Consider the following 12,581-nt stretch of genomic DNA (forward strand, 5'->3'; position numbering starts at 1 on the left):
ATTAAAATATTGTCATATATTTGCATATCAACCTTTATATTAATTAAACAATTATTACTATGAGAAATTTTTATTCATTAATTTCAGTGTTAGTCGCTTCATTTGCAATTGGTCAAACAAATTTAGTTCAGAATCCAGGATTTGAAGCTGGTGAAATGGCTCCTTGGGCTGCTGGTTGGACAAATTCTTATACAGAACCTACACTTGTAGAAAATCCTGCAAACGCACATTCAGGGGATTGGTTTGCTACTTATAATGCAACTGCTACGACAGGTTTTTATCAAAACGTAACAACTGTTCCCGGAGAAGTATATGTATTAACTTTTTGGTACAAATCTTCAGGAGATGGAAGTGATAGTAGAATTTGGTCATCTTTTGCTGATGGAAATGGAAACTTTACTAATCTAAATGGTTCTGGACCATCAAGTGAAGATCCTTTAAGAAATAATAACGATTGGCTTGCGTCATCTAATGTTTGGACTTCACATACGGTTGAATTCACAACTCCAGCTGGATTTCCAATTTTACAATTAGGTGTGAGAGCTTATAATGGTGGATCTGTTAGTTTTGATGATTTTTCAGTAATTAAGAAATCTGAATTAGGTATTGGTGAAGTTGCTCAATCTAAATATGCATTAGTTTCAAATACTGTAATTGGATCTGAAATTTTATTTGCTGCAGATTCTAAAAATGTTCAAATCATCAACTCAAATGGACAATTAGTAAAAACAGCATCAGTTGCAAATGGAACAAAATTAAATGTGTCTTCATTGCCTAAAGGTGTTTATGTAATTACAGGAGAAGTGAATGGACAACAAGTTAGCCAAAAAATTGTGAAAAAATAATTCTTGATATTAAATCAAAAAAAGCCACTCGAAAGAGTGGCTTTTCTTTTATAATTAATCGATTTTCTGAATTTTAAAACCAGCATCTGTAACTGCTTCTACCACTTCAGAAATTTCTTCTTCTGTTTTTACAGATAATATTTTGTCTGGATTATCAGTGTCTACAGTCCAATTACCTTCACCAACAACTTCATCTAAAAATGGTTTTACTGATTTGATACAGCTTCCACAGTTTATATTTGTTTTGAATTTTAATTCTGACATATTAAATTTATTTTAAATCAAAGTTAGATAACTTTCCTTAAATAAAAAAGCAATCCTAAAGGACTGCTTTTTTTATTATTTACGTTTTTTCGATTTCTGTTTTTGTTGCCCACGATTGGCAGTTTTCGTCTTTGGTGGTTTACGTTTTGTAGGTCCACCTAAGTTAACTTTTTTGTTTTTATCTTTTTTCTCGTGGAATGCAGCACCTCTTTCAACATCAATTTTGACAGTTGTAGCATTTTTCATTTTTACAACTTCTTTTTCAAAATCTCTTTTCGAAGGATTGATTTTAACATGATCAGGGAAAGAAACCATTTCTACTTCTTTACCCATTAAATTTTCAATCTCAATTAAAAGAATTTCTTCTTTTTCTGTATAATATGATATTGCATTACCAGTTTTTTCTGCACGACCAGTACGACCAATACGGTGAATGTATTGTTCAGGAACTTCAGGAATTTCAAAGTTGATGACATGAGAAATATCCGGAAAGTCAAGACCACGCGCCATAATATCCGTAGTTACAATCCCTTTAATTTGATCTTTACGGAATTCATCCATTACACGTAATCGGTAATTTTGAGATTTATTTGAATGTATTACACCAAATTGTTCTGGGAATTCTTCTTCTAATGTTTCGTGAATTATATCTGCGTGTTTCTTATTGTTCGCAAAGATTAAAACCTTTTCGATAGAATCATCATTTCTTAATTGATCTACAATTAAATTCAATTTTGTATTGAAGTTTGTAACTGGAATAGCAGATTGTGAAATTTTTTCAACTGGTGTTCCTGATCGAGCTAATGAAATTTCTTCAGGATTGTTGAAGTATTCTTGTAACATATCATCAACTTCATCAGTCATCGTGGCAGAAAACAAAATATTTTGTCTTCTTTCACTCATCATCGAGAAGATGTTGCGTAATTGAGGTTTAAAACCTAAACTTAACATTTCGTCAAACTCATCAATCACTAATTTCTTTAAATCTTTAAACTGTAAATCATTGTTCAAAGCTAAATCCATCACACGTCCTGGCGTTCCAACTAAAATGTCTACGCCTTCGTAAATGAATTCTTTTTGTGTGTTAATATTTACACCACCGTAAATTCCTAAAACACGAACGTTGATAAACTCTGTTAATTGATCTAGTATATCTGTAACCTGAACTACTAATTCTCGTGTAGGAACAAGAATCATAATTTTAGGCATATGTGATTTTGAGAATTTATATTCTTTTAATAAAGGTAATAAGTAAGCTAATGTTTTACCTGTACCTGTTTGTGCAATACCCATAATATCTTTACCAGATAAGATAGGTTTGTATGTTTTAACCTGAATTGGAGTAGGTGTCGTAATGTTTAGCTTTTCTAAAGCTTCATTCAATTGTTTGGGAAAATTGAAATCTTCGAATGTAATATCCATATAATCCATACTGCAAAGATATAGCTTTCTGATAAAACGATTTTGCAAAATCCGATAGATTAATAGAAAAGAACCATTTTTTGGCTATTTACAAGCTTAAATTTTCGTACTTTTGCAGTCGATTAATAAACAATAAGAAATGAATTTAAAACAACAAATCACGCAATACGTTTTAGACGCGATTCAGAATGTATATCAGTTAACTCCAGAATCTGTTGAAATACAATTCACAAGGAAAGAGTTTGAAGGTGATTATACATTAGTTGTTTTCCCATTAATTCGTACTTTAAAAGGTAAACCAGAAGATATTGGTGCAAAAATTGGTGATTATTTAGTTGAAAACGGAAAAATCACGGCATACAATGTTGTAAAAGGTTTCTTAAATATGAGCATGAATTCAGCTGAATTTTTAGCTGATTTTACTCAAAACGCTTTAAATGAAAATTACGGAATCAATGTACCAACAGCTGAATCTCGTTCAGTAATGGTAGAATATTCTTCTCCAAATACAAACAAACCTTTACACTTAGGTCACGTTCGTAATAATTTATTAGGTTATTCAGTTTCTCAAATTGTGGAAGCTGCAGGTAATAATGTAATTAAAACACAAATTATCAACGACCGTGGGATTCATATCTGTAAATCGATGATTGCTTGGGAACGTTTCGGTAATGGAGAAACTCCAACTTCAGCTGGTATTAAAGGTGATCACTTAGTAGGTAAATACTATGTAGAATTTGATAAACATTATCGTGCTGAAATCAAGGAATTAGTTGATGGTGGTATGGCTGAAGATGAAGCAAAAAAACAAGCTCCAATCTTTTTAGATGCCCAAACAATGTTACGCCAATGGGAAGCAAATGATCCTGCTGTTATTGAATTATGGCAGAAAATGAATGGTTGGGTTTATGATGGTTTTGCACAAACTTATAAGCGTTTAGGTGTTGCATTTGACGAAGTTTTATACGAATCAAATACTTATATTTTAGGTAAAGATATTGTTGAGGAAGGTTTAAATAAAGGTGTTTTCTACAAAAGAGAGGACGGTTCTGTTTGGATTGACTTAACAGCTGATGGTTTAGATGAAAAATTAGTTTTACGTTCAGACGGAACTTCAGTATACATCACACAAGATTTAGGAACAGCAGTAGAGCGTTTTAAAAATACACCATCTTTAGAAGAATTAACTTACGTTGTAGGAAACGAGCAAGATTACCACTTTAAAGTTTTATTCTTAATTTTAAAGAAATTAGGATATGAGTGGGCTGATGCATTACATCACTTATCATACGGAATGGTTGATTTACCAAACGGTAAAATGAAATCTCGTGAGGGAACAGTAGTAGATGCAGATGATTTAATGTCTGAGATTTACAACACAGCGAAAGAAATTTCTGAAGAATTAGGAAAATTAGACGGTTACACGGAAGAAGAAAAAGCTGCTTTATACGAGAAAATTGCGATGGGAGCTTTAAAATATTACATTTTAAAAGTAGATCCTAAGAAACGTATTTTATTTGATCCACAAGAATCAGTAGATTTTAACGGAAATACAGGACCTTTTATTCAATATACTTACGCTCGTATTCAATCGTTATTAAGAAAAGAAGCACCACAAGAATTTGATCTTTCTACAATTGAATTAAACCAAGCGGAAAAAGAAATTATTCGTACGTTAAATGATTTTGAAGATACAATCAAAAAGGCTTCAGATGAATTATCACCTGCTTTAATTGCTAATTATGTTTACGAACTTGTGAAGCAATTTAATTCATTTTACCAAAACAATTCAGTATTGAAAGCTGAGGAAGAAAATGTGAAATATTTCCGTTTATACTTATCTCAATGGGTAGCAAATACAATTCAATCTTCTTTACGTTTATTAGGAATTGGTGTTCCTGAAAGAATGTAAGATTGAAAATATAATATTCAGTAATAAAATACCTTGTCATTTTTGATGAGGTATTTTTTCTAAATTTAACTTTATGAAAATAGGTGATTTATTACAAAAGAAACCAAACGATAGATATAATTTACAACGTTTTGAGAATGCACAAGCATTTGTTTTTGACGAAGCGTTAATGGAAGTACATGCAGGTAAAGTGCAAACCAATTGGGTAATATTTACATTTCCTCAGGTTGTTGGTTTAGGTAAAAGTGATTCTTCATTAGAATTTGGAATTGCGTCCATAGAAGAGGCGAGAGCTTATGTGCAGAATGAAGAATTATGGGGAAATTATTTAGAGCTTTTAGAAGTTTTAATGATGCATAAAGGAACTTTACCACAGTTAATCTTTGGGAAAAATGACGCAATGAAATTAAAGTCAAGTTTAACTTTATTTAATTTTATCAAACCAAAAGAAGTAATTATTAAAAAGGTTTTAGATACTTTTTATCAAGGACAAACAGATAAAAAAACATTAGAAATCATCAAACAAATGAAACAAAAAAAAGGGTAATCTTATGATTCCCTTTTTTTTTTTAGCTTATTGAAATTGGATAATTAGAAGCAACTTCAAAAACAATATTTTTATTTGATTTGATTAACTTAATTAATGATCGTAATTGGTTTGCATCTTCATCGTTATCAAACATATCATCGTGCATTAAAATAACCAAATGCTTTTCTGTAAACGTTTCTTTATTGTTTAATCGATTTACAATTCCTTGGTAAATATCATCAGGATTACTCAATTTACTCTTTTTGGATTTCTTATTCCATTCGTAATCCCACCCAAAAACAAAATATTGATTTTTAGCCAAATGATCGCTAGAATATCTAGAACCTTTGTCGTAATCATTTTTCTTTTGGTTGCCTAATCTCCAAACATTTCTACCAGGCAAACGAACAAAACGATTTTTGAAATTATAAATACTATCATTTTTTACCACATCTTTCAAAACCACATCAGGATTATCGTAATATTCTTTGAATTTGTTTCGGTTCGCGTGTGAATATGTATGATTAGAAATTTCGATTAAATCATTTTCTTCATAATTTTTTAAATATTGTCGCAACTTATCAGTGTATGCATTCATTCCTACAATAAAAACAGTAGCTTTTACTTGTTCTTCTTGGATTATTTTATTGATTTTCTCACTTCCCTTAAATGGTCCATCATCAAAAGTTAAGTAAACATATTGTTTGGTAGAATCAATAACCTGCACATTATCTTTATATTGATTGTATAATGAATCTGGTTTTATTGCTGTAGAAGTTAATTGTTTGGTCGAAATAGTATCATGATCTGTTGAAAAATCAGAATAAATTTCACTCAAATTCAGCTCATCTAAAAAAGATTTTGTTTCAGGAATTTTACAAGCTGAAAATAAGAATAAACAGCTTATAATTAATAGGTTTAGATATGTTAGGGTAGTTGATTTCAATTGATTGTGATTCTATCGCGAAAGTAATAATTTAGAATGAATAATAATAAGATAATATCATAAATTTTGAATAAAAAAAGGAATGAATTTCTTCATTCCTAATTGTAATATTTTAGATCAAATTTTTAATAATTTGTAAGACTCCATCGTCATCATTAGACGGAGCTTCAAAATTCGCAATGGCTTTCACATCTGGATGAGCATTTTCCATTGCAAAACTATATTTAGCAAGTTTTAGCATCTCAATATCATTCATATAGTCACCAAAAACCATGGTTTCTTCTGCAGAAATGTTTAATTTATTTTGTAACTCTTTCAAAGCTTTTCCTTTGTTTGTACCATTATTCATGATATCTAACCAAACTTCACCAGAAATAACAATGTTTAGATTATTGGCTTCGAATCGTTTAAAATTTTGGTATAAATTTTCTTCAGAACCATTTGGATGATTAATTGCTATTTTTATAAATTGTTCGTTTTCGATAGCCAATAAATCATCAACAATTACATTTTTAGAATAAAAATTTTGAAAGAATTCTAAGAAATCAGCATCTTTAGATTCCACATAAGCAGCGTTTTTACCAGCTAAAACTAAATGAGCCCCATCAATCTTTCTTGACTCAAGTATTATTTCTTTTACGATATCTTTATCTAATTCATCTACAAAAACTTCTTTGCCATTGTAAGTAACATAAGTTCCATTTTCTGCAATAATTGGCATGTTTATTTGTTCCTCGTCAAAATAGCTTGTGATACTATAAAATTGACGGCCACTTGCAGGAACAAATTGAATACCTTTATCAATTAATTGATGATATACTTCTTTAAATTCTGGACTTAGTTCGTGGTTAGAACGTAACAAAGTTCCGTCCATATCAGAGACAATTAGTTTTATATTTTCGTAGTTCATAGTCATAAAAAAAGACCTCCGTAGAGGTCTGTAAAATTATAAATTTTTATTTTGTTCTTCTGCGTCACCAACCAAGTTTCTTATCATACCTGGATTTGTATTATTTTTCTTCATTTTTAAGTTTAAGAATTCTACTAAAACAGAGAATCCCATCGCAAAATAAATGTAACCTTTAGAAATATGCTGATCAAAACCTTCAGCTAATAAAGAAACACCGATTAATAATAAGAATGATAATGCCAACATTTTAACTGTAGGATGATCGTTAACGAATTTTGAAACTGCAGATGCAGATAACATCATAACAGCTACTGCGATAATTACAGCTGCGATCATAACTTCGATTTGATCTGCCATACCAACAGCGGTAATAACAGAATCTAAAGAGAAAACGATGTCTAAAATTAAAATTTGTACAATTGTTCCTGCAAATGAATGCACTTTCACTTTACCAGTTCCTTCTTCAACACCTTCAATTTTGTGGTGAATTTCTACAGTCGATTTGTAAATTAAGAATAAACCTCCGATTAATAATATTAAATCACGTCCGGAAATTGCTAATTTTTCAACCCATTCAGGATCAGTTATACCGACTAATGAACCTAAATTGAATAATGGATTGACTAAACTCATTACCCAACTTAATGAAAATAAAAGTAAAACACGTGTAAACATTGCTAAGAAAAGCCCAAGTTGTTGCGCTTTCTTTTGTTGTTCTTTTGGGAGTTTACCTGCTAAAATTGAGATAAAAACAATATTGTCTATACCTAAAACAATTTCTAACATTGTTAAGGTGAATAATGCGATTAACGCATCTGGTTGTAAAAAAATACTAAAGTCCATGATTTTTGTATAGATTTCAAAAATACAATGTTTTTGGATTTTGTCAATAACATTTTTACATATTTAATAATTCTTAAATAGTTAAAATAAAAATGAATATTAAAGGAATTGAAATTAACTTTGGCCACACAATTATTTTAAAATTATACCATGTTTTCTAAAGTTCAATTCCGTCTCCAATTTTTAATCCTACTTTGGGGATTCACAGGTCTTTTTGGAAAATTAGTTACCATATCTGCCTTACCAATGGTTTGGTACCGAATGTTAATTGCCGCAATTGCAGTTTTCATTTATATCAAATGGAAAAAAGACTCGATTTTAGTTTCAAAAAAACATTTATTTCAATTATTAGGTATAGGTATAATTGTAGGATTACATTGGTTTTTCTTTTACGAATCGATAAAAGTTTCAAACGTAGCAATTGCGTTAAGTACACTTTCACTTGGAGCGTTATTTACTTCTATTATCGAACCTATAATTTTTAAAAGAAAAGTTGTCCTATCAGAAATAATTTTAGCAACAATCGTTTCTGGATGTGTGATTTTGATATTTCAGGCATCGCCAGAATATAAATTAGGAATTATATACGGCGCAATTTGTAGTTTTTTATCCGCCTTATTTTCGGTGCTAAATTCTACTTTTAAAGAATCTGTAAAACCCACAACCATTACTTTTTACGAAATGATTGGAGGTTTTATTATGATGAATTTTTTAATGCTAATTTTTCAACCTGAAACAATTACTGAAGTATTAAATGTAGGTTGGTCAAATTTTATATGGTTAGCTTTATTAGGAGTTGTATTTACTGCATTTGCTCAAATAGAATTTGTAAATCTTTACAAATATTTTACACCTTATACGATATTATTAAATGTTAATTTAGAACCTATTTATGGTATTATTTTAGCCAGTTTAGTTTTTGGCGAATCAGAAATGATGAAGCCTGTTTTTTATATTGCAACGGCTATTATGATTTTATCAATTATCGTCAATGGAATCTTTAAAAATGCTCGACAAAAAACATTGAACTAATTATTTGATAAATTAAATATTTAAAAATTATCAAATTCATGTTTTTTATAACCTAATATTCACAAGTTAACAAGATTATTTTATATTTGTTTTTATCAAAATATAACATAAAAATGATTAACTCTATTATTACAGGTGTAGGGCATTATGTTCCGGAAAGAATCGTTACAAACTATGACTTAGCAGAAGTTATGGATACTAATGATGAATGGATCCAAGAAAGAACAGGAATTATAGAAAGAAGACATATTGAACCAGGTTCTAAAATTACTTCAACAGAATTAGGTGTAAAAGCTGCAGAAAACGCATTAAAAGATGCAGGAATTACAGCACAAGACGTAGATTTTATTTTATTCGCTACTTTATCGCCAGACTATTATTTCCCAGGAAATGGTGTTTTAGTTCAAAAAGCTTTAGGTTGTAAAACAATAGGGGCAATGGATATTCGTAACCAATGTTCAGGATTTGTTTATGCTTTATCTACTGCTGATGCATTCATCAAAGCAGGAAAATATAAAAACATATTAGTTATTGGTGCAGAAGTTCATTCTTTCGGGTTAGATATGTCGGATGAAGGTCGAGGAGTTTCAGTAATTTTTGGAGATGGAGCAGGAGCGGTAGTTGTTTCTGCAACAACAGAAGATAGAGGAATTATTTCTACAAATATGCATTCTGAAGGTGAATATGCTGAGGAACTTGCAGTTTTGTTTCCAGGTACAAAACTTGGATGGTCTGATGAAATCTTGAAAGATGATCATGGAATTACAAAAAAGGAATTATATCCACACATGAATGGAAACTATGTTTTCAAACATGCAGTAACTCGTTTTCCTGAATCTATACAAGAAGCGTTAGCGGACGCGAATCTTAAACCAGAAGATGTAGATTTATTTGTTCCTCATCAAGCAAACTTAAGAATCTCTCAGTTTGTACAACGTCAATTAGGTTTCCCTGATGAAAAAGTTTTTAATAACATTCAGAAATACGGAAATACAACAGCAGCTTCTATTCCAATCGCGTTAAGTGAGGCTAAGGCAGCCGGAAAAATTAACAAAGGAGATACAGTATTGATTACTGCCTTTGGTGCAGGATTTACATGGGGTTCTGTTTTGATTAAATGGTAAAATATTTTAAAACCTTTCACATAAAGTGAAAGGTTTTTTTAGATAAACAAAATCTAATACTTGGTGAAGAAAATTGTAATGTTATTCTTTATTATATTTTTATTTACAATTAGTTGTGAAAAAGATGAGAAAGAAAAAATACAAGTACCTATCGATTCTAATTATACTGAATTATTAGAATTTTTAAAAAAGGGATTTATTGATAGAGATAAAATAAATTGGATAATTTTAGAGAATAAATTGTCAGAACTAAATGACAAACCAAAGGATTCTGTAATTAAGGAATTATTAACTTCTATAGGAAATAATCATACCCATTACATTACAAAAGAAGGCAGATTTATATTTGGAAGCTTCCCTAAAATTGCTATGGACAGTAGTTGTTTATTGAAGAATAATTCTTCAAGTGAATTTACTAAAATTTCTAATGTATCTTATTTAAATATTGATAGTCATGGTTATAAAAAAGTAATCAAAGACGAGGAGTATGTTTTTAATAAAATGAAAATTATTTCTGAAAGTGTAAATTCTAAATTTTGGATTATAGATTTAAGAAATAATTCAGGAGGTTCTAATTGGGTTATGATTAGCTCATTATTACCCTTTTATAATGATGGAATTTTAGGTTATACAAAAACCTTAAATGATGAAATCTCTTGGACTAAGAGAAATGGTTCAATTTTTAATGATACGACAAACATAACAGAACAAATTATTGGAACTAGATTAAATTTTAAAGTTAATGCCAAAAAAATATATGTATTAATTAATCATAATACTAGTAGTGCTGCAGAAGCTGTTTTGATTTCGTTAAAGTCACTTCCAAATACTATAATATTAGGTCAAAAAACTTACGGAGCCGCAACTATGAATGCAAATATTCTATTGAATAATGGAGATAAATTGGTTATGACTTCAGGATATATGATGGATAGTAATAAAAATATTTTTCCTAATGGTATTAAACCAGACGTAGAGTTATGCAATGAAAATGAAATTATTGAATATTTAAATAAAGATATTATGAGAGATTAAATTGTTATTTTTTGATAATAATAAAATTTTAAAATTATTAATATTCAAGTTTAAAATTCCAAAATAAATCATTCCAAAAAATAGTGGAAAATGTACACTACTACAATTGTTAAAATTAATAAATAATTTAATTTCTATTAAATTAAGAAGTTTAATCGATTGGAATTGAATTTATAATTGATATAATTGAAAGAAGATAAAATTCCTCTATTTTATTAACACATTTCTTACTATATACGTTATATTTGTATCGTTTTAAGAAAAATAATAAAAATTAAAATATAAACTATATGAGTTCTTATGATGTTGCCGTTATCGGTGCTGGACCTGGTGGATATGTTGCAGCTATTCGTGCTGCTCAGTTAGGATTTAAAACTGTTATCATCGAAAAAAATAAATTAGGTGGTACTTGTTTAAATGTTGGTTGTATTCCATCAAAAGCTTTATTAGATTCATCTCACCACTATCACGATGCTGTTAAGCATTTTGCTGAGCACGGAATCGAAGTTGAAGCGCCTAAAGTTAATTTTGGACAAATGATCGCTCGTAAACAAGGAGTTATCGATCAAACTGTTTCTGGTATCAAATACTTAATGGACAAAAACAAAATTGACGTTTTAGAAGGTACTGGTGCATTTAAAGATGCAACTCATATTGTTGTTACTGCAGCTGACGGATCAACTCAAGAAGTTGAAGCGAAATATACAATTATCGCTACTGGATCTGTTTCTTCAGAATTACCTTTCGCTCCAACAGACGGTAAAAGAATTATCACTTCTACTGAAGCGTTAGAATTACCAGAAGTTCCAAAACATTTAATTGTTATTGGAGGTGGTGTAATTGGTTTAGAGTTAGGATCTGTTTATTTACGTTTAGGTTCAGAAGTTACTGTTGTTGAGTACGCTGACCGTGTAATTCCAGGAATGGACGGAGCTTTATCTAAAGAATTAACAAAAATCTTAAAGAAACAAGGTATGAAGTTCCATACTTCTACTGGAGTTACTTCTGTTACAAACAACGGAGATACTGTTACTTTAACTGCTACATCTAAAAAAGGTGAAGAATTAACAATCGAAGGTGATTACGCTTTAGTAGCTGTTGGTCGTCGTGCGTTTACAGGTTCTTTAGGTTTAGAAAATGTAGGAATCGAAGTTGATGAAAGAGGTCGTATCAAAACTAACGGTCACTTACAAACTAATGTTGCAAACATTTATGCTATTGGTGACGTTGTTGCTGGTGCTATGTTAGCTCATAAAGCTGAAGAAGAAGGTACTTTAGTTGCTGAATATTTAGCAGGTCAAAAACCTCACATCAACTATAACTTAATCCCAGGTGTTGTTTATACATGGCCAGAGGTTTCAGGTGTAGGTCAAACAGAAGAGCAATTAAAAGAAGCTGGTGTTGAATACAAATCAGGTACTTTCAAATTTGCTGCTTTAGGTCGTGCGCGTGCTTCTATGGATACTGATGGATTTGTTAAAATTTTAGCTGATAAAAATACAGACGAAATTTTAGGGATGCACATCATCGGTGCTCGTGCTGCTGATTTAATCGCTGAAGGAGTTACAGCAATGGAATTCCGTGCTTCAGCAGAAGATTTAACAAGAATGTCACACGCTCACCCAACATTCTCAGAAGCAATTAAAGAAGCTGCTTTAGCTGCAACTGATAATCGTGCAATTCACGCATAATTAAAATAATTGATATATCTAAAAAGCG

Annotated in this window: 12 protein-coding genes; 7 read left to right on the forward strand and 5 right to left on the reverse strand. The window is 30.3% G+C overall.

Annotation, left to right across the window (positions count from 1 at the left end; all coding sequences use genetic code 11):
- The first annotated feature begins 59 nt into the window (after positions 1–59).
- The gene (locus J9309_RS10690; protein WP_230475868.1) at positions 60–845 is read left to right on the forward strand and encodes a T9SS type A sorting domain-containing protein; all 786 of its coding nucleotides are present in this window, start codon (positions 60–62) and stop codon (positions 843–845) included.
- 54 nt (positions 846–899) lie between these two features.
- On the opposite strand, the gene J9309_RS10695 is transcribed toward J9309_RS10690, so the two are convergent.
- Together J9309_RS10695 and J9309_RS10700 are read right to left on the reverse strand one after the other, a co-directional pair.
- Positions 900–1,109, reverse strand: a complete 210-nt coding sequence (locus tag J9309_RS10695) for a heavy-metal-associated domain-containing protein (protein ID WP_230475869.1) — start codon at positions 1,107–1,109, stop codon at positions 900–902.
- Between the two features lie 75 nt (positions 1,110–1,184).
- Positions 1,185–2,531 carry a DEAD/DEAH box helicase gene (locus J9309_RS10700; RefSeq protein ID WP_230475870.1) on the reverse strand — a complete coding sequence of 449 codons (1,347 nt, stop codon included), beginning with the start codon at positions 2,529–2,531 and terminating at the stop codon, positions 1,185–1,187.
- A 139-nt stretch (positions 2,532–2,670) separates the two neighbouring features.
- Here J9309_RS10700 and argS point away from each other — a divergent pair, with 139 nt between their 5' ends.
- Both argS and J9309_RS10710 read left to right on the forward strand, forming a co-directional pair.
- The gene (gene argS / locus J9309_RS10705; RefSeq protein WP_230475871.1) at positions 2,671–4,443 is read left to right on the forward strand and encodes an arginine--tRNA ligase; all 1,773 of its coding nucleotides are present in this window, start codon (positions 2,671–2,673) and stop codon (positions 4,441–4,443) included.
- 73 nt (positions 4,444–4,516) lie between these two features.
- Positions 4,517–4,990 carry a DUF1810 domain-containing protein gene (locus tag J9309_RS10710; RefSeq protein ID WP_230475872.1) on the forward strand — a complete coding sequence of 158 codons (474 nt, stop codon included), beginning with the start codon at positions 4,517–4,519 and terminating at the stop codon, positions 4,988–4,990.
- 22 nt (positions 4,991–5,012) lie between these two features.
- Here the strand turns inward: J9309_RS10710 and J9309_RS10715 are convergent, their stop codons facing one another.
- From J9309_RS10715 to J9309_RS10725, 3 genes are all read right to left on the reverse strand, one after another.
- A complete protein-coding gene (locus tag J9309_RS10715) occupies positions 5,013–5,810 on the reverse strand; it encodes a polysaccharide deacetylase family protein (protein WP_230475873.1) in 798 nt (265 codons plus the stop codon).
- A gap of 220 nt (positions 5,811–6,030) precedes the next feature.
- On the reverse strand, positions 6,031–6,828 hold the full coding sequence (locus tag J9309_RS10720; RefSeq protein ID WP_230475874.1) for an HAD family hydrolase: 798 nt from the start codon (positions 6,826–6,828) through the stop codon (positions 6,031–6,033).
- A gap of 36 nt (positions 6,829–6,864) precedes the next feature.
- On the reverse strand, positions 6,865–7,671 hold the full coding sequence (locus J9309_RS10725) for a TerC family protein (RefSeq protein ID WP_230475875.1): 807 nt from the start codon (positions 7,669–7,671) through the stop codon (positions 6,865–6,867).
- Positions 7,672–7,821: 150 nt separating this feature from the next.
- Here J9309_RS10725 and J9309_RS10730 point away from each other — a divergent pair, with 150 nt between their 5' ends.
- The 4 genes from J9309_RS10730 (at position 7,822) to lpdA (ending at position 12,553) form a co-directional block, all read left to right on the forward strand.
- On the forward strand, positions 7,822–8,703 hold the full coding sequence (locus J9309_RS10730; RefSeq protein ID WP_230475876.1) for a DMT family transporter: 882 nt from the start codon (positions 7,822–7,824) through the stop codon (positions 8,701–8,703).
- A 113-nt stretch (positions 8,704–8,816) separates the two neighbouring features.
- Positions 8,817–9,827 (forward strand): 3-oxoacyl-ACP synthase III family protein, encoded by a 1,011-nt coding sequence (locus J9309_RS10735; protein WP_230475877.1) that lies wholly within the window; start codon positions 8,817–8,819, stop codon positions 9,825–9,827.
- 63 nt (positions 9,828–9,890) lie between these two features.
- Positions 9,891–10,862 carry a S41 family peptidase gene (locus J9309_RS10740; protein ID WP_230475878.1) on the forward strand — a complete coding sequence of 324 codons (972 nt, stop codon included), beginning with the start codon at positions 9,891–9,893 and terminating at the stop codon, positions 10,860–10,862.
- 290 nt (positions 10,863–11,152) lie between these two features.
- Positions 11,153–12,553, forward strand: coding sequence for a dihydrolipoyl dehydrogenase (gene lpdA, locus J9309_RS10745; protein WP_230475879.1), 1,401 nt, complete (start codon positions 11,153–11,155; stop codon positions 12,551–12,553).
- Positions 12,554–12,581 lie beyond the last annotated feature (28 nt).

It is taken from the genome of Faecalibacter bovis (assembly GCF_017948305.1).
Taxonomy (GTDB): Bacteria; Bacteroidota; Bacteroidia; order Flavobacteriales; family Weeksellaceae; genus Empedobacter; species Empedobacter bovis.

Coding starts and splice junctions, on each gene's coding strand:
- J9309_RS10690 (WP_230475868.1), top strand. CDS start 60: ATGAGAAATTTTTATTCATTAATTTCAGTGTTAGTCGCTTCATTTGCA.
- J9309_RS10695 (WP_230475869.1), bottom strand. CDS start 1,109: ATGTCAGAATTAAAATTCAAAACAAATATAAACTGTGGAAGCTGTATC.
- J9309_RS10700 (WP_230475870.1), bottom strand. CDS start 2,531: ATGGATATTACATTCGAAGATTTCAATTTTCCCAAACAATTGAATGAA.
- argS (WP_230475871.1), top strand. CDS start 2,671: ATGAATTTAAAACAACAAATCACGCAATACGTTTTAGACGCGATTCAG.
- J9309_RS10710 (WP_230475872.1), top strand. CDS start 4,517: ATGAAAATAGGTGATTTATTACAAAAGAAACCAAACGATAGATATAAT.
- J9309_RS10720 (WP_230475874.1), bottom strand. CDS start 6,828: ATGAACTACGAAAATATAAAACTAATTGTCTCTGATATGGACGGAACT.
- J9309_RS10725 (WP_230475875.1), bottom strand. CDS start 7,671: ATGGACTTTAGTATTTTTTTACAACCAGATGCGTTAATCGCATTATTC.
- J9309_RS10730 (WP_230475876.1), top strand. CDS start 7,822: ATGTTTTCTAAAGTTCAATTCCGTCTCCAATTTTTAATCCTACTTTGG.
- J9309_RS10735 (WP_230475877.1), top strand. CDS start 8,817: ATGATTAACTCTATTATTACAGGTGTAGGGCATTATGTTCCGGAAAGA.
- lpdA (WP_230475879.1), top strand. CDS start 11,153: ATGAGTTCTTATGATGTTGCCGTTATCGGTGCTGGACCTGGTGGATAT.